At 56.0% G+C, this 17,247-nt stretch carries 8 protein-coding genes, 2 tRNA genes and 4 rRNA genes; 9 read left to right on the top strand and 5 right to left on the bottom strand.

The window, feature by feature from the left end; all coding sequences use genetic code 11:
- Positions 1 to 16: 16 nt before the first annotated feature.
- From FXO12_RS17695 to FXO12_RS17665, 7 genes are all read left to right on the top strand, one after another.
- A 16S ribosomal RNA gene (locus tag FXO12_RS17695) occupies positions 17 to 1,553 on the top strand.
- A gap of 81 nt (positions 1,554 to 1,634) precedes the next feature.
- Positions 1,635 to 1,711, top strand: a tRNA-Ile gene (locus FXO12_RS17690).
- Between the two features lie 30 nt (positions 1,712 to 1,741).
- Positions 1,742 to 1,817, top strand: a tRNA-Ala gene (locus FXO12_RS17685).
- Positions 1,818 to 2,064: 247 nt separating this feature from the next.
- Positions 2,065 to 4,956: ribosomal RNA gene (locus FXO12_RS17680) — 23S ribosomal RNA — on the top strand.
- Positions 4,957 to 5,107: 151 nt separating this feature from the next.
- A 5S ribosomal RNA gene (rrf, locus tag FXO12_RS17675) occupies positions 5,108 to 5,223 on the top strand.
- Positions 5,224 to 5,330: 107 nt separating this feature from the next.
- Positions 5,331 to 5,446: ribosomal RNA gene (rrf, locus tag FXO12_RS17670) — 5S ribosomal RNA — on the top strand.
- The 16S, 23S and 5S rRNA genes sit together here with 2 tRNA genes alongside, the layout of an rRNA operon.
- Before the next feature lie 274 nt (positions 5,447 to 5,720).
- The gene (locus FXO12_RS17665; RefSeq protein WP_034125396.1) at positions 5,721 to 7,601 is read left to right on the top strand and encodes a methyl-accepting chemotaxis protein; all 1,881 of its coding nucleotides are present in this window, start codon (positions 5,721 to 5,723) and stop codon (positions 7,599 to 7,601) included.
- 63 nt (positions 7,602 to 7,664) lie between these two features.
- On the opposite strand, the gene FXO12_RS17660 is transcribed toward FXO12_RS17665, so the two are convergent.
- From FXO12_RS17660 to FXO12_RS17645, 4 genes are all read right to left on the bottom strand, one after another.
- A complete protein-coding gene (locus tag FXO12_RS17660; protein ID WP_060772794.1) occupies positions 7,665 to 11,042 on the bottom strand; it encodes an amino acid adenylation domain-containing protein in 3,378 nt (1,125 codons plus the stop codon).
- On the bottom strand, positions 11,039 to 11,986 hold the full coding sequence (locus FXO12_RS17655) for a diiron oxygenase (RefSeq protein WP_057977787.1): 948 nt from the start codon (positions 11,984 to 11,986) through the stop codon (positions 11,039 to 11,041). The genes FXO12_RS17660 and FXO12_RS17655 overlap by 4 nt, the downstream gene beginning before the upstream one ends.
- Positions 11,983 to 12,741, bottom strand: a complete 759-nt coding sequence (locus tag FXO12_RS17650) for a DUF3050 domain-containing protein (protein ID WP_057977789.1) — start codon at positions 12,739 to 12,741, stop codon at positions 11,983 to 11,985. Before FXO12_RS17650 ends, FXO12_RS17655 begins: the two co-directional genes overlap by 4 nt.
- A 379-nt stretch (positions 12,742 to 13,120) precedes the next feature.
- Positions 13,121 to 13,831, bottom strand: a complete 711-nt coding sequence (locus FXO12_RS17645; protein WP_034125400.1) for a GntR family transcriptional regulator — start codon at positions 13,829 to 13,831, stop codon at positions 13,121 to 13,123.
- Positions 13,832 to 14,149: 318 nt separating this feature from the next.
- On the opposite strand from FXO12_RS17645, the gene lapG reads away from it, so the two are divergent.
- Together lapG and lapD are read left to right on the top strand one after the other, a co-directional pair.
- Entirely contained in the window at positions 14,150 to 14,773 is a 624-nt protein-coding gene (gene lapG / locus FXO12_RS17640) for a cysteine protease LapG (protein ID WP_371264164.1), read from the top strand.
- A gap of 14 nt (positions 14,774 to 14,787) precedes the next feature.
- Positions 14,788 to 16,734, top strand: a complete 1,947-nt coding sequence (gene lapD / locus FXO12_RS17635) for a cyclic di-GMP receptor LapD (RefSeq protein WP_057977791.1) — start codon at positions 14,788 to 14,790, stop codon at positions 16,732 to 16,734.
- Positions 16,735 to 16,857: 123 nt separating this feature from the next.
- On the opposite strand, the gene FXO12_RS17630 is transcribed toward lapD, so the two are convergent.
- On the bottom strand, positions 16,858 to 17,196 hold the full coding sequence (locus FXO12_RS17630) for a hypothetical protein (protein WP_054896857.1): 339 nt from the start codon (positions 17,194 to 17,196) through the stop codon (positions 16,858 to 16,860).
- Between the last annotated feature and the right edge of the window lie 51 nt (positions 17,197 to 17,247).

Below are 17,247 nucleotides of genomic sequence, written 5' to 3'. Positions count from 1 at the left end.
AAACCCAAAGATGTTTGAACTGAAGAGTTTGATCATGGCTCAGATTGAACGCTGGCGGCAGGCCTAACACATGCAAGTCGAGCGGTAGAGAGAAGCTTGCTTCTCTTGAGAGCGGCGGACGGGTGAGTAATGCCTAGGAATCTGCCTGGTAGTGGGGGATAACGTTCGGAAACGGACGCTAATACCGCATACGTCCTACGGGAGAAAGCAGGGGACCTTCGGGCCTTGCGCTATCAGATGAGCCTAGGTCGGATTAGCTAGTTGGTGGGGTAATGGCTCACCAAGGCGACGATCCGTAACTGGTCTGAGAGGATGATCAGTCACACTGGAACTGAGACACGGTCCAGACTCCTACGGGAGGCAGCAGTGGGGAATATTGGACAATGGGCGAAAGCCTGATCCAGCCATGCCGCGTGTGTGAAGAAGGTCTTCGGATTGTAAAGCACTTTAAGTTGGGAGGAAGGGTTGTAGATTAATACTCTGCAATTTTGACGTTACCGACAGAATAAGCACCGGCTAACTCTGTGCCAGCAGCCGCGGTAATACAGAGGGTGCAAGCGTTAATCGGAATTACTGGGCGTAAAGCGCGCGTAGGTGGTTTGTTAAGTTGGATGTGAAATCCCCGGGCTCAACCTGGGAACTGCATTCAAAACTGACTGACTAGAGTATGGTAGAGGGTGGTGGAATTTCCTGTGTAGCGGTGAAATGCGTAGATATAGGAAGGAACACCAGTGGCGAAGGCGACCACCTGGACTAATACTGACACTGAGGTGCGAAAGCGTGGGGAGCAAACAGGATTAGATACCCTGGTAGTCCACGCCGTAAACGATGTCAACTAGCCGTTGGAAGCCTTGAGCTTTTAGTGGCGCAGCTAACGCATTAAGTTGACCGCCTGGGGAGTACGGCCGCAAGGTTAAAACTCAAATGAATTGACGGGGGCCCGCACAAGCGGTGGAGCATGTGGTTTAATTCGAAGCAACGCGAAGAACCTTACCAGGCCTTGACATCCAATGAACTTTCCAGAGATGGATTGGTGCCTTCGGGAACATTGAGACAGGTGCTGCATGGCTGTCGTCAGCTCGTGTCGTGAGATGTTGGGTTAAGTCCCGTAACGAGCGCAACCCTTGTCCTTAGTTACCAGCACGTAATGGTGGGCACTCTAAGGAGACTGCCGGTGACAAACCGGAGGAAGGTGGGGATGACGTCAAGTCATCATGGCCCTTACGGCCTGGGCTACACACGTGCTACAATGGTCGGTACAGAGGGTTGCCAAGCCGCGAGGTGGAGCTAATCCCATAAAACCGATCGTAGTCCGGATCGCAGTCTGCAACTCGACTGCGTGAAGTCGGAATCGCTAGTAATCGCGAATCAGAATGTCGCGGTGAATACGTTCCCGGGCCTTGTACACACCGCCCGTCACACCATGGGAGTGGGTTGCACCAGAAGTAGCTAGTCTAACCTTCGGGAGGACGGTTACCACGGTGTGATTCATGACTGGGGTGAAGTCGTAACAAGGTAGCCGTAGGGGAACCTGCGGCTGGATCACCTCCTTAATCGACGACATCAGCTGCTCCATAAGTTCCCACACGAATTGCTTGATTCATTGAAGAAGACGAAAGAAGCAGCCCGAAATTGGGTCTGTAGCTCAGTTGGTTAGAGCGCACCCCTGATAAGGGTGAGGTCGGCAGTTCGAATCTGCCCAGACCCACCAATTTTGTGTGGGAAACGCCTGTAGAAATACGGGGCCATAGCTCAGCTGGGAGAGCGCCTGCCTTGCACGCAGGAGGTCAACGGTTCGATCCCGTTTGGCTCCACCACTACTGCTTCTGTTTGTATAAAGCTTAGAAATGAGCATTCCATCGTTGTGATGGTGAATGTTGATTTCTAGTCTTTGACTAGTTCGTTCTTTAAAAATTTGGGTATGTGATAGAAAGATAGACTGAACGTTACTTTCACTGGTAACGGATCAGGCTAAGGTAAAATTTGTGAGTTCTCTTAATTGAGAAATTCGAATTTTCGGCGAATGTCGTCTTCACAGTATAACCAGATTGCTTGGGGTTATATGGTCAAGTGAAGAAGCGCATACGGTGGATGCCTTGGCAGTCAGAGGCGATGAAAGACGTGGTAGCCTGCGAAAAGCTTCGGGGAGTCGGCAAACAGACTTTGATCCGGAGATGTCTGAATGGGGGAACCCAGCCATCATAAGATGGTTATCTTGTACTGAATACATAGGTGCAAGAGGCGAACCAGGGGAACTGAAACATCTAAGTACCCTGAGGAAAAGAAATCAACCGAGATTCCCTTAGTAGTGGCGAGCGAACGGGGACTAGCCCTTAAGTGGCTTTGAGATTAGCGGAACGCTCTGGAAAGTGCGGCCATAGTGGGTGATAGCCCTGTACGCGAAAATCTCTTAGTCATGAAATCGAGTAGGACGGAGCACGAGAAACTTTGTCTGAATATGGGGGGACCATCCTCCAAGGCTAAATACTACTGACTGACCGATAGTGAACTAGTACCGTGAGGGAAAGGCGAAAAGAACCCCGGAGAGGGGAGTGAAATAGATCCTGAAACCGTATGCGTACAAGCAGTGGGAGCCCACTTTGTTGGGTGACTGCGTACCTTTTGTATAATGGGTCAGCGACTTATTTTCAGTGGCGAGCTTAACCGAATAGGGGAGGCGTAGCGAAAGCGAGTCTTAATAGGGCGTCTAGTCGCTGGGAATAGACCCGAAACCGGGCGATCTATCCATGGGCAGGTTGAAGGTTGGGTAACACTAACTGGAGGACCGAACCGACTACCGTTGAAAAGTTAGCGGATGACCTGTGGATCGGAGTGAAAGGCTAATCAAGCTCGGAGATAGCTGGTTCTCCTCGAAAGCTATTTAGGTAGCGCCTCATGTATCACTGTAGGGGGTAGAGCACTGTTTCGGCTAGGGGGTCATCCCGACTTACCAAACCGATGCAAACTCCGAATACCTACAAGTGCCGAGCATGGGAGACACACGGCGGGTGCTAACGTCCGTCGTGAAAAGGGAAACAACCCAGACCGTCAGCTAAGGTCCCAAAGTTATGGTTAAGTGGGAAACGATGTGGGAAGGCTTAGACAGCTAGGAGGTTGGCTTAGAAGCAGCCACCCTTTAAAGAAAGCGTAATAGCTCACTAGTCGAGTCGGCCTGCGCGGAAGATGTAACGGGGCTCAAACCATACACCGAAGCTACGGGTATCACGTAAGTGATGCGGTAGAGGAGCGTTCTGTAAGCCTGTGAAGGTGAGTTGAGAAGCTTGCTGGAGGTATCAGAAGTGCGAATGCTGACATGAGTAACGATAATGGGTGTGAAAAACACCCACGCCGAAAGACCAAGGTTTCCTGCGCAACGTTAATCGACGCAGGGTTAGTCGGTCCCTAAGGCGAGGCTGAAAAGCGTAGTCGATGGAAAACAGGTTAATATTCCTGTACTTCTGGTTATTGCGATGGAGGGACGGAGAAGGCTAGGCCAGCTTGGCGTTGGTTGTCCAAGTTTAAGGTGGTAGGCTGGAATCTTAGGTAAATCCGGGATTTCAAGGCCGAGAGCTGATGACGAGTTACCTTTCAGGTAACGAAGTGGTTGATGCCATGCTTCCAAGAAAAGCTTCTAAGCTTCAGGTAACCAGGAACCGTACCCCAAACCGACACAGGTGGTTGGGTAGAGAATACCAAGGCGCTTGAGAGAACTCGGGTGAAGGAACTAGGCAAAATGGCACCGTAACTTCGGGAGAAGGTGCGCCGGTGAGGGTGAAGGACTTGCTCCGTAAGCTCATGCCGGTCGAAGATACCAGGCCGCTGCGACTGTTTATTAAAAACACAGCACTCTGCAAACACGAAAGTGGACGTATAGGGTGTGACGCCTGCCCGGTGCCGGAAGGTTAATTGATGGGGTTAGCTAACGCGAAGCTCTTGATCGAAGCCCCGGTAAACGGCGGCCGTAACTATAACGGTCCTAAGGTAGCGAAATTCCTTGTCGGGTAAGTTCCGACCTGCACGAATGGCGTAACGATGGCGGCGCTGTCTCCACCCGAGACTCAGTGAAATTGAAATCGCTGTGAAGATGCAGTGTATCCGCGGCTAGACGGAAAGACCCCGTGAACCTTTACTATAGCTTTGCACTGGACTTTGAATTTGCTTGTGTAGGATAGGTGGGAGGCTTTGAAGCGTGGACGCCAGTCTGCGTGGAGCCATCCTTGAAATACCACCCTGGCAACTTTGAGGTTCTAACTCAGGTCCGTTATCCGGATCGAGGACAGTGTATGGTGGGTAGTTTGACTGGGGCGGTCTCCTCCTAAAGAGTAACGGAGGAGTACGAAGGTGCGCTCAGACCGGTCGGAAATCGGTCGTAGAGTATAAAGGCAAAAGCGCGCTTGACTGCGAGACAGACACGTCGAGCAGGTACGAAAGTAGGTCTTAGTGATCCGGTGGTTCTGTATGGAAGGGCCATCGCTCAACGGATAAAAGGTACTCCGGGGATAACAGGCTGATACCGCCCAAGAGTTCATATCGACGGCGGTGTTTGGCACCTCGATGTCGGCTCATCACATCCTGGGGCTGAAGCCGGTCCCAAGGGTATGGCTGTTCGCCATTTAAAGTGGTACGCGAGCTGGGTTTAGAACGTCGTGAGACAGTTCGGTCCCTATCTGCCGTGGACGTTTGAGATTTGAGAGGGGCTGCTCCTAGTACGAGAGGACCGGAGTGGACGAACCTCTGGTGTTCCGGTTGTCACGCCAGTGGCATTGCCGGGTAGCTATGTTCGGAATAGATAACCGCTGAAAGCATCTAAGCGGGAAACTAGCCTCAAGATGAGATCTCACTGGAACCTTGAGTTCCCTGAAGGGCCGTCGAAGACTACGACGTTGATAGGTTGGGTGTGTAAGCGCTGTGAGGCGTTGAGCTAACCAATACTAATTGCCCGTGAGGCTTGACCATATAACACCCAAGCAATTTGAGTCGAAAGGCCAGATTGCGGTGTGTGAAGACGCAATGAACCGAAAGTTCGACGCTCACAAAACACCACGATCTATCACATACCCAATTTGCTGAAGCGAGGCCAGCTGGCCGCGACTCAGTACCCGAATTTCTTGACGACCATAGAGCATTGGAACCACCTGATCCCATCCCGAACTCAGCAGTGAAACGATGCATCGCCGATGGTAGTGTGGGGTTTCCCCATGTGAGAGTAGGTCATCGTCAAGATTAAATTCCGAAACCCCAATTGCGAAAGCAGTTGGGGTTTTGTTTATGTAGAAGCTCATGAATTTCACCGGCACGTTGCCAACGCAACGGTCTGGTACACAGAATTTCTTGACGACCATAGAGCATTGGAACCACCTGATCCCATCCCGAACTCAGCAGTGAAACGATGCATCGCCGATGGTAGTGTGGGGTTTCCCCATGTGAGAGTAGGTCATCGTCAAGATTGAATTCCGAAACCCCTGTCTGCTAACGCAGACAGGGGTTTTGTCGTTTAGGGCGGCCCACCGCAGCAAATCTGCCTTACGGCTACCGCCTGTCGGTTTCCTACGTTAAAAGAAGATGCTTCTCACAAATTCCTAAGATTTGTCGAAGTTTGGCCGAAAGCCTGACGAGCCATGCGTGCACCGAAATAGAGCGACCGCAGAGTCCGCCTATCCCGATACATGGAATGTTCCACTCGGCACGCTCACCCCCCTTTGGCAAAAGAAGTCGATGAAATGAATCTCAAGTTCAGTCATAAAATTCTGTTGGCCGCGTCAGGCGTCGTGGTTTTAGCCTTCGCGTTATTTACCCTCTACAACGACTACCTGCAGCGCAGCACCATCAGGCAAAACCTTACGTCGTCCATCCAGCAATCCGGCGAGCTCACCGCCAGCAGTGTGCAGAACTGGCTCAGTGGTCGCATCCTGGTCCTCGAGAACCTGGCGCAGAACGTTGCCCACCAGGGCAGCGCCGCCGACCTCCCAGGTTTGGTCGATCAGCCAGCATTCACCACCAATTTCCAGTTCACCTATGTAGGTCAAACCAATGGGGTATTCACACAGCGCCCTGACGCGAAGATGCCTGACGACTACGACCCCCGTCAGCGCCCTTGGTACAAGCAAGCAGTAGTGGCGGACAAAACCATGCTTACTCCGCCTTATATGGCGGCTGTGGGCGGTCAGATCGTGACAATTGCCATGCCGGTGAAAAAGAATGGCGAGTTGTTGGGTGTTGTCGGTGGTGACCTGAGCCTGCAGACACTGGTGAAGATCATCAACTCGGTAGACTTCGGTGGTATCGGCCATGCGTTCCTGGTCAGCGGTGATGGCCAGGTCATCGTCAGTCCGGACCAGGACCAAGTGATGAAGAATCTCAAGGACATCTATCCCGGCACCAACGTGCGCATTGAGAAGCTCAATCAGGACGTTGTCCTCAACGGTCAGGATCGCATCCTTTCCTTCACGCCTATCAGCGGCTTGCCTGGCGCTGACTGGTACATCGGCCTTTCGATCGACAAAGAAAAAGCCTATGCCCCGCTGGGCAAATTCCGTACTTCGGCCTTGATTGCGATGTTGATTGCCGTTGTGGCTATTGCGGTGCTCCTGAGCCTGTTGATTCAAGTACTGTTGCGCCCGTTGACCACCATGGGCGTGGCCATGCAGGACATTGCCCAAGGCGAAGGTGATTTGACCCGACGTCTCGACGTGACCAGCAAAGACGAGTTCGGCGAAGTCGGCAGCGCATTCAACCAGTTCGTCGAGCGAATTCACGCGTCGATTTCCGAAGTGTCTTCGGCAACGCGCCAGGTGCACGATTTGTCCCAGCGTGTGATGGCTTCATCCAATGCGTCGATCATCGGTTCTGACGAACAGAGCGCGCGTACCAACAGCGTGGCCGCAGCCATCAACGAGCTAGGGGCCGCCACCCAGGAAATCGCGCGCAACGCTGCTGACGCGTCCCAGCATGCCAGTGGTGCCAGCGAACAAGCTGACGATGGTCGTAAAGTGGTGGAGCAAACCATTCAGGCGATGTCGGAGCTTTCGCAAAAGATCAGCCTGTCCTGCACTCAGATCGAAACCCTTAATGCCAGTACCGATAACATCGGACACATCCTGGATGTGATCAAAGGCATTTCCCAGCAAACCAACTTGCTCGCCCTAAACGCGGCGATCGAAGCGGCCCGTGCTGGCGAAGCAGGGCGTGGTTTTGCCGTCGTGGCGGATGAAGTGCGCAATTTGGCGCACCGTACCCAGGAGTCGGCAGAAGAAATCCACAAGATGATCACTTCGCTGCAAGTGGGTTCGCGCGAAGCCGTGACCACCATGAACGCCAGCCAGGCTTCCAGCGAAGAAAGCGTCGAAGTCGCCAACCAGGCAGGTGAGCGTCTGGTCAGCGTGACGCAACGTATCGTTGAGATCGATGGCATGAACCAATCCGTCGCGGCCGCCACTGAAGAGCAGACCGCCGTGGTTGAAACCCTCAACGTCGATATCAACCAGATCAACTTGCTGAACCAGCAGGGTGTGGCCAACCTCAACGAGACGCTCAAGGACTGCGATGCGCTGTCCCAGCAGGCCAGCCGACTGAAGCAATTGGTCGATAGCTTCAAGATCTGATCCTGACCGCATCGGAGCGAGGCCTCTCGCTCCGATCGCTTGGTCTCACGTCCAGGGTGCTATTCAGAGGAAACTGATAGCGCTCAGATAGTCGCAGCCTTTGCGTAACAGCGCCTGGCTCTTGGGTGGATAGCACATGCCCATTTTTTCCACGCCCCACCGGGCATTGTCGTAACGGATCATCGATGTGTCACCGATGTCCTCGCCCAGTCCGTCCAGGTAAAAGCCCAGCACTCCGAACAACGCGTTATTGCGGCTCACTTTGCGCAGCGCCCGTTGCCAGTGTTCAATGCTTACTCGGTCAAAAGCGTGCCCAGCCTCGCTGAAGGCGTCGAGATACTGGTCCCAACTCAAGGGCAGTGGGTTGTGCAGGTTGAACACGTTTCGCCCAGGGTCAAAGCGCACGCTGTGGTAGGCGATGAAACGCGCCAGGAAGTCCACCGGCATCAGATCGAAATTGACGTCCAGTCGCGGGACCATCCCTAATTGCAGAGACCCCTTGAGCATCAACATCAAGCGGTTTTTCTGTGGCTGGCAAACGCCGTTCTGGCTGTTGAAGCTGATATTTCCCGGCCGATGAATATTGACCCAGGCCCCTTGCTCGACTGCCCGTCCTAATAGCCGCTCGGCTACCCACTTGGAGAGGTTGTAGCCATTTTTCACATAGAGCGGCAGTGCGCGTCGGGCAGGCGCTTCAAGCACGGACCCGTCGACGTCCACGCTGCTGCAGGCTGACAGCGTCGAGATGAAATTGAGGACCTTCTTGCAATGGGTCTCGCAAAGGCGCAGGCATTCCAGCACCGGCTCGACGTTGTCCTTGGCGAGTGAGGCGTAATCCATCACATGATTGACCTGCGCGGCGTTATGCACCACCACGCCGTAATGACGGGCGAGGTGCTCGTACACGTCGTCGGCCAAGCCCAGGCGAGGTTTACGAATATCGGCGGCGTATACCTGTACTCGGCTCAGGTCCAGATGTTCCAAGCGGTATTCACGCAATGCCTGGGCGAACCTTGTCGCTGCCGAATGGCCGGGCAACTCGCGCACCAGGCACGCCACGTCCTGCGCCCCGCCAGTCAGCAGTGCCTGGACAATATGAACCCCGACAAAGCTGTTCGCGCCGGTGACGATGGCTTTGCGCGAGTCTCCCGCAAGGGTCTCGGGCAGCATCTCGACCTCCAGTGCTCGCGTCGCATCTTGTTCCATCTGGTTGGATGGTGTATCCGGCAGTGCACTGCCATCCATGAGTGCGGCCAATGTGCGGATGGTCGGCGTCTCAAAAAAGGGGCTCAGGCAGAAGCTGCGGCCAAACTGCTCGCGCAGGCGTAGCAACAGGGTCGACAACAGAATGGAGTGGCCACCGAGGTTGAAAAAACTCTCATCAATCGAGAGTTCGCCTGCGGGTAATCCCAGCAGCTCACCCCACACGTCAGCCAGTTGTGCCTGCAAAGGGTCTTGTATGCGACAGCGATCCATCCCGATGGGTATGGGTATTGGCATGGCCAGCAAGGCCTTGCGATCGATCTTGCCGTTATTCGAACGGGGCATGCATGCCAGTTCGCTCCAAGCGCTGGGCTGCATATGCACGGGCAACCATTGCCGAGCATGTTCCTTCAGGCTTGCCAGCGTAGCGCCAGATTCCGGCTGGGCGGCAAAGCCGATGACTCTGTGTGCCGTATCGATCACCACTGCCACTTGGCGAAACAAGCGACTATCGCGCAAGCACTGTTCAATATCCTGAGGATGAACTCGAAACCCGCGGATCTTGACTTGCTCATCCCTGCGGCCGCCCAGTTCGATGCCTTCTTGCGTCCATTTTGCCAAGTCGCCGCTGCGATAAGCCTGTAGCACTTGGCCATTTGGCAGTGTCAGCGTCACGAACGGATTGTCGGCCCGCGAGAGTGTATTCGAATAACCCAGGCTTACTCCGGGACCGACAATGTACAAGTCGCCCATTACCTGTTCATCCACGGGCTGCAGGTTCTCGTCGAGAATCAGCACCTGGCTGTTAGCGATGGGGAGGCCGATATTGCGATGGCTGTCACCTCGTTGGAATACCCGATGGGTCGCCAACACAGTGGCCTCGGTCGGCCCATAGAGGTTATGCAACTGGCATTGACCGGCCAGTTGTTCGATCACGCAGGGCTCGCAGAAATCACCTCCGGTCAGTAAATGAGTCATGCCCAACGGCTGATCCAGCGGCAGGATGCTGAGCAGTGCCGGTGGCACAAACCCATGAGTGACGCGTTGCTTGCGAATCAGTTCTACCAGTTGCTGAGGGTCGTGACGCTGGTCTGGGCTGGGCACAATCAACTCGGCGCCGGCGATCAATGCAGGGAAAATATCGATCAGTGAAGAATCGAAGCCCAGTGGCGAAAATTGCAGGACGCGACTGTGTTGATCCAACGCCACGCAACTGACGAGCCAGGCCGTGAAATGCGCCAGGTTGTATTGGCTCAGCAGTACCCCCTTGGGCTGGCCCGTCGTACCCGAGGTGAACAGTGCCACGCACGGCTCGTCGGCACGGGGGTGACGGTGCATCAGCGGTTGCGTCATGTCGGCGCTGTGCGCGGCCACCTGGCTCACATCAAGTGAAACGAAACGCTCTCGCAATGGGTGCTGGCCATTCTCCAGCAGCACACAGGCCTTGAGGCTGGTCAGCATGCAGTGCTGGCGTTGCTCCGGGTGGTCAGGCACCAGCGGCAAATACACGGCGCCACAGCCAAGCACCGCGAGAATACTGGCGTACAACTCGGCAGATTTCTCCAGGCATACGCCGACCACTTGTGGAGCCTCGGCATCCTCCAGCAAGGGAAGCAGGCGTTGTTGAATAGCCATGGCTTGTTGCTGGAGCTGCCGATAAGTCAGCGCATGACCGGCGATGTTCAGCACTGTTCGATGCGCGAAGGTATTGAGGCTGGCCTGCAGCCGTTCGATCATGGGCGTTCGGGCCGCGTGCAGTAAGGCAGGGGCCGCCGTGTGGTTGAACCGGTGCATGAAAGCCAAGGCATCCAGCTCTTGCAGGCCCTGTTCAGGCCAGGCGTTAGCAGCGGCCGTTGCCGAGAAATAAGCGGGGTCTCTTGAAAAACCGCAGACCAACAAAGCAGCCCACTCCACCACTGCATTCGTTGCCTGCTGACGCAACCGCTGCCCATTGCCGCTGGGCTCCCGGGCAACGTCGTGCACCGTCAGCAGGCGCCGCTCCCGGTCGTAGCAGCGTAACTGTAATGAGGGCAGCCCGTGTTCGCAGAGCGGGCCGATACCCACGCGCAAGCTTAACCATGGCGCACTGGCGGGCGAGGGCGGCAGCGGCTGACTCCCGTCTTCAATAACCAGATCCACAGACCCCGTTCCTGCCACATGCCCATATTGCTCCAGCTCCTGCCTGAGCGCCGCCAGAGCGTTACCGGTACCACGCCACTCGATCTGCAAGCGCCTCATGCCAACCTCCTCGATACGGGCAGGTAGTCGCGCAGGGCTCTTGCCACGCTGGGGGTTTGCAGTACGCCGCTGTGGTGCAGGAGGCCCATGATATTGGCCAGCAGCGGATGTTGATGGGTGATGGGAAAGTCCAGCGCCTGGATTTCGTCGCGCAGTGCCCGGCGCGTATCGGCACTGATAGCCAAGTGTTCGATCAGTTGCAGATCGAAGTCTTTCTGTAGGTCGTTGGTCAGGTAGTGCGTCAGGAACACGGGCAGGGCTTGAGCAATGTGGTCGCGATCTTCAGAGCTTGCCGATTGCCAGTAGAGGCGCACCAACTGTGTCCAGAACCGCGCATGCCGCCCTTCATCAAACAGATGATCGGCCATCAGGCCGCGGACAGAGGATTTGACGCTGCCATCTTTGGAAAACGCTGCGACGTCATGGGTGACGGTGTTCTCAGCGATGGCGACGCCGATCAACTCTACGGCATCGTGCAAGTATGCCGGTACCTGTGCCTGGGCTGCCGGCAGCGCGCGGCCCAATTCAATTTGCCCGGGTAGATCGAGCGGTTGGATTCCGGTCATCTGCACGGCTTGCTGCAGGAAATCCAGCGCGACCAGCGCGTGGTAATCCTCGTCGACAACGACCGTCATCGCATCGTAGCGGCAGGCGAGCGGGAAGGGCAGGGAGAAGCGATTTTTAGCGATGCTGCGCGCGGTCTTGTCGACGATCTCGGTTTCGAAAATCACCACGTCATTGATGAATTTATAGAAGCTTTGTACCAGCACGAAGTCGCGCCATTGCGGGCAGTGCTTGAGAAAGGTTGCACTCAGCACCAGAGGCTGACGGCACAGCGGGAAGATGAGTTTGTCGTCGTCTTCCAACATCCGCCGGGGGCGTGTGCGGATGGTTGCGCGACGCTCCCAGTCGTCGGCAAAGGATTGGTAATGAGCGGCGTTCACGGACGTACCTCTTGCATCGAGGCCAGTACGTCGTCCCAGAGGGTAATACGACTCTGCACGGCGCCCAGGGCGGCGTTATCGGCCTGTTGCTGGCGACTGGGGTCTGCGTCGACCAGGCGCTGTAGCAACTGTTGCGCCGCAGGCTCGTGATCATCGCTGTCTATTTCGATATGGCGGCTGAGGTAGTGACATAGCGTAGGGGCCTGCCGACCTATGAAAGCATGGCTATGCAAAAGCCTTTCGAACATTGACGGAATCACACACTCTCGGCCATGCAGGAACGCCGCCGCCACACAGTGGGTCGGAGCGCTCAGGGCAATTTGTAAGGTGCTGTCGACGAAGCGGGCCACGCCCTGGGGCGCATCGATCATCTGCAAGGCTGCGCTTACCTCCACTCCCTGGCTTTGCAGGTCGATAAAGCGAGTGATTGCGACCGTGCTGGCGCCCACTTCCGTCATTGCGTCCAAGTACAGCTCGAAGTGGCTGCAATAGCCCCGCGTCGGGTGCTCGTCCGACTCTTCCGCCAGCACGATTTCATTAATCAGGCGGGCAGCGTGCGGGTCAGTGGAGGGGAGCCAGGGCAACTGCATGCAAGTGAGGTCCTTTTGCAGGCGTTTGGTCAGGCTCATGAAATCCCAGACAGCAAATACATGGTGTTTCATGAAGTGTTGTAACTTGCCGAGGCTGGTTATTTCTATAAATAACGGATGATCAAAAAGTTGTCGTTTTTTTTGCGCGAGTGAATGTGGGTACATGGTTGACGCCTATGAGTTGTTGCGAGTGCTCTAAAAGCAGTGTTGAAATATTATAGTTGTGAGTGCGAGAGTAACTTGAGCGCGCCCACGCCCACGCGCACGGCGAGGCCCTTGCACTAGGCAGACGCAGTGGATGGAAAGGTGTGTCTTGCTGGGAAAAGATAATAAGCTGGTTGAATGTTTGAACCGGTATACAAATGTATTAGATGTTTTTCCCGATATTTATGTGTGTGGTGATTGCCCAGCTATACGTGGGATTTTGCTGCGCGCTGAGTCGGCTTTAATTATGATTTGGTTCTTTGTTTTTTCTGATGGAGCAACAATCCCTGATAAGAAAGTTGCTACATCACCTAAGGATCAAGGGCAAAAGCGAAAAAACCTACTGAGTGGGGTTTTTTTCGGCGCTCTCAAGGCCGCTGAGGTAGGTCGCGATCACCTCCATGCCTCGCATCAAGTGGTTACGCAGCGTCAGGATGCTCTCCTCGACCTTCTTCTGCGCTACCAGGCTCAGCAGTTCGCGGTGATCCTCCTGGGAAGTCTCCCCCAGCCCCATCGCCTCAAGGTTGAAGCGCAGGAAGCGCTCCTCCTCATTCAATCCGTGCTCGACCAAAGTGAGCAGCCGCTGGTTGGGCGCCTTGCCGTACAACACCATGTGAAACAGGCGATTGAGCCGACCAATCTCGGTGTAGTCTTTCTCGCTTTCCAGTGCGTTGATACAGGCCTCGGCTTGAGCAAGGTCCGCGTCGGTGAGCAACGGAATCGACAGGCGCAGGGCCTCGGACTCCAGCAACATGCGCAGGGCATAGGTCTCGGCCGAATTGTCCTCGATCAAGGGAGCAACGACGGCACCCTTGTGAGTCACCACATGCAACAAGGATTGCGCCTCCAGCTGGCGCAACGCTTCGCGTACCGGCATGCGACTGACGCCGAACAGGCTGGCCAGTTCTTGCTGGCGCATGGCGGTGCCACAGGGCAATCGCCCATCAAGGATGGCATTACGCAACGTTTCTTCGATAACGGAGCGCGCAAGATGGGCGGGAATAGGCCCGCTGATTTTGATGCTGCTTAATGGGTTCGGCTTCTGCGTCACGGTTGCGCTATCCTCCTTTCTTGAATAATAGTCTGGCTAATTGGATCCAAAGAACACTAAAGATGGGCCAGGTGCTTGTCAAATAGCCAAAGTTTCCGTTTGTAAGTGCTTACACAGCATACTTTGTGTCTCTCACAAGGGCGGTTATAAAAACGCCGCCTCCTGCGATGATTGCACTGTGCGATTGTTTTTTGTAGGGCCAGGCTTCACCATCCCTGGAAATTCCGTCTCTTTCACGGACTGAACATTTTGGCGGTAAGTTTTAATCCCTATCGACTGCTTTGCTGGCTTTTATCAGCAACTTTACTGGCCGGCCTGATGCTCGGCGGGCTGCGTGCCGATTGGGATTTCTCGCAAATCAGCCGCAAGGCTACCGCCGTCTACGGGCCTTTGGGTCAAGGCCAGCAGCGTATCGACGCCTGGCAGCGGTTATTGGTGAGCGAAAAACAGGTCAGCGAGCAGGAGCAGCTCAAGGTCGTCAATTTGTTCTTCAACAAGCAAATGACCTACGTGGAAGACATCGATCTCTGGCACGTTGTGGATTACTGGGAGACGCCCGTCGAGGCACTCTGGAAAGGTGCTGGTGACTGTGAAGACTACGCCATCGCAAAATATTTCAGTTTGCGTCACCTGGGCGTGTCCAGCGACAAGTTGCGCATTACCTACGTCAAGGCCCTGCGGCAGAATCGGGCGCACATGGTCCTGACTTATTATTCGAGCCCCGACGCCGTCCCACTGGTGCTCGACAGCCTGATGGATGAGATCCTGCCGGCTACCCGTCGCACCGACCTGGTCCCGGTGTACTCATTCAACGCCGAGGGGTTGTACTTGCCTGGTGCCAAAGGCAACAAAAAAGTCGGTGATACCAAACGCTTGTCGCGCTGGCAGGATGTGTTGAGAAAAATGCGTGCGGAAGGCTTCCCAGCCGAGCCTGCCAACTAGGAGTAACTGATCGGATGTCTCTGTTCAAACAGCTATTGATCGCAATCTGTCTGTTCCTGGTGGTCGCCTTCAGCGGCAGCTTCATGGTCAGCCTGGAAAGCTCGCGCACCCAATACGTCAACCAATTGCGCTCCCACGCCCAGGATGCCGCGACGGCATTGGCGCTGTCGCTCACCCCGAATATCGATGACCCAGCCATGGTGGAGCTGTTGGTCAGCTCGATCTTCGACAGCGGTTACTATGCCAGCATCCGCGTCGTGGACCTGGCCACCGACAAAACCATCGTCGAGCGTAGCGGTATTCCCGACAACAACGGCGTGCCCAACTGGTTCGTCAAGCTGATCGGACTGGAGCCGGCGGGCGGTGATGCCCTGGTCAGCCGTGGCTGGGAACAGGCCGCACGGGTAGAAGTGGTCAGCCATCCGATGTTCGCCCTGGCCAAGCTCTGGCAAAGCGCCCTGGGTAGCCTGGGCTGGTTGCTCTTGTGCGGTGCGGTCAGCGTGGTGCTCGGTGGGCTGCTGCTGCGCCGGCAATTGAAGCCGTTGGACTATATGGTCAAACAGTCCCACGCCATTGCCCGCCGTGAGTTCCTCAGCCTGCCTGACTTGCCCCGCACGCCTGAACTGCGGCGGGTGGTGCAGGCCATGAACCAGATGGTGGAAAAGCTCAAGGCGCTGTTCCAGGAGCAGGCCGAGCGTAGCGAAAAACTGCGCACCGAATCCTATCAGGACAACCTCACCGGCCTCGCCAACCGCCGTTATTTCGAGATGCAGCTCAACGCCCGCGTCAGTAACCCGGAAGAGACCAACTCCGGCTACCTTCTGCTGCTGCGGGTCAAGGACCTGGCCGGCCTCAACCAGCGCCTGGGTGGCCAGCGCACCGACCAGTTACTGCAAGCGGTTGGCGAACAACTACTGCGCCAGTGCGCGCCGTACCCGGAAACCCATAACCTCGTCACCCGTATTCGTGGCGGTGAGTTCGCCGTGCTGGCGCCGGGGTTGATGCGTGAAGAAGCGATGCAGCTGGCGCAAAACCTGGAAAGCACTTTGCTCAGCCTGCAAGCGACCGGCGCCAGTGACGTTAAGCCGGTCGCCTATATCGGCCTGGCGCCGTTCAGCCATGGCGACGCGCCCCAAGCCCTGCTGACCCTGGCCGATCAGGCCCTGGCCCAGGCCCAAGCGCAGGGCGACACCAGTTGGGTGTGCCTGGACCGCAGCGCCGCCGCCAGCGTGGGAGACGATCACCATGCCTGGCACACCTTGTTGGACCAGGCCCTGACCCAGCAGCGCTTCCAGCTGTACTTCCAGCCGGTTGTCGCCAGCCAGGACCCGCAATTGGTCTTGCATTACAAAGTACTGTCGCGCTTGCAGGACGAAGACGGCCACACCATACCGGCCGGGCGCTTCCTGCCGTGGCTTGAGCGCTTTGGTTGGTCAGCCCGCCTGGACCGCCTGATGCTGGAGCAGGTGCTCAAGCAGATGGCCAGCCACACCGAGAACCTGGCGCTGAATCTTTCGGCCGCGACCTTGCAAGATACCCAGGCCCTGAACCGCGTTTATGACCTGCTACGCCAGCACAGCAACCTGGGCCCGCGCCTCACCCTGGAGATTGGTGAGGAGCAACTGCCTGAGCAGCCCGTGCTGGAACAGATGACCCAGCGCCTGCGCGAACTGGGCTTCTCCCTCAGCCTGCAACGTTTCGGTGGGCGGTTCAGCATGATCGGCAACCTGGCGCGCCTGGGCCTGGCGTACCTGAAGATCGACGGCAGCTACATTCGCGCCATCGACCAGGAAAGCGACAAGCGCCTGTTTATCGAGGCCATCCAGCGAGCGGCCCATAGCATCGACCTGCCGTTGATTGCCGAACGTGTAGAGACCGAGGGCGAACTGAAGGTGATTCGTGAGATGGGGATTTTCGGCGTGCAGGGCCAACTGTTTGGCGAGCCCGCGCCCTGGAAATAATTCACCTGTAGGAGCGAGCTTGCTCGCGAAGATCGCCAACAATAACGCGCAAAACCTGATGCCCCGTGGCGATTTCAGTTTTTCGCGAGCAAGCTCGCTCCTACAGGGGTAGGAGCGGTTGGATTAAATCAATCCTTTCTCGTCATCATCGATCAACTGGCTCAACCCACCCAACGCTTCCCTCGCCTGGTTACGGTCCATCAACTTGGCCTGGGCTGCCGGCGGCAGGTCGGTCACGCTGATCACCCCCTTGCGGGTCAGCACCTGGATCAAGTCATCCAGCACCCGGATCATCTCAAAGTCGCTCTGCTTGAGCTGGGCCAGGCTGGTTTCCACCACTTCGTTGGCGTACCAGGCCTGTATCTCATGGTGATCGGCCGGCAGGGTTTCAGTGGATTCGGTAAAGGCAGCGGCCTCTACGCGAACCAGCGCGCCCTGTGCATCACGTTGCACGTAAAACATAACAACCCCTCGAAAATGCGCCACAGGCGTTCAACAGCATAGGTCAACGCT

It is taken from the genome of Pseudomonas sp. J380, assembly GCF_009827115.1.
Lineage (GTDB): Bacteria > Pseudomonadota > Gammaproteobacteria > Pseudomonadales > Pseudomonadaceae > Aquipseudomonas > Aquipseudomonas paracarnis.
Note: the sequence above shows the minus strand (reverse complement) of the source record. Positions and strands in the feature narration are given on the sequence as shown.

What these genes read in the sequence shown, in the direction of transcription:
- lapD (WP_057977791.1), top strand. Translation starts at nt 14,788, where the DNA reads ATGTCTCTGTTCAAACAGCTATTGATCGCAATCTGTCTGTTCCTGGTG.
- FXO12_RS17665 (WP_034125396.1), top strand. Translation starts at nt 5,721, where the DNA reads ATGAATCTCAAGTTCAGTCATAAAATTCTGTTGGCCGCGTCAGGCGTC.
- FXO12_RS17630 (WP_054896857.1), bottom strand. Translation starts at nt 17,196, where the DNA reads ATGTTTTACGTGCAACGTGATGCACAGGGCGCGCTGGTTCGCGTAGAG.
- FXO12_RS17650 (WP_057977789.1), bottom strand. Translation starts at nt 12,741, where the DNA reads ATGTACCCACATTCACTCGCGCAAAAAAAACGACAACTTTTTGATCAT.
- FXO12_RS17660 (WP_060772794.1), bottom strand. Translation starts at nt 11,042, where the DNA reads ATGAGGCGCTTGCAGATCGAGTGGCGTGGTACCGGTAACGCTCTGGCG.
- lapG (WP_371264164.1), top strand. Translation starts at nt 14,150, where the DNA reads ATGCTCGGCGGGCTGCGTGCCGATTGGGATTTCTCGCAAATCAGCCGC.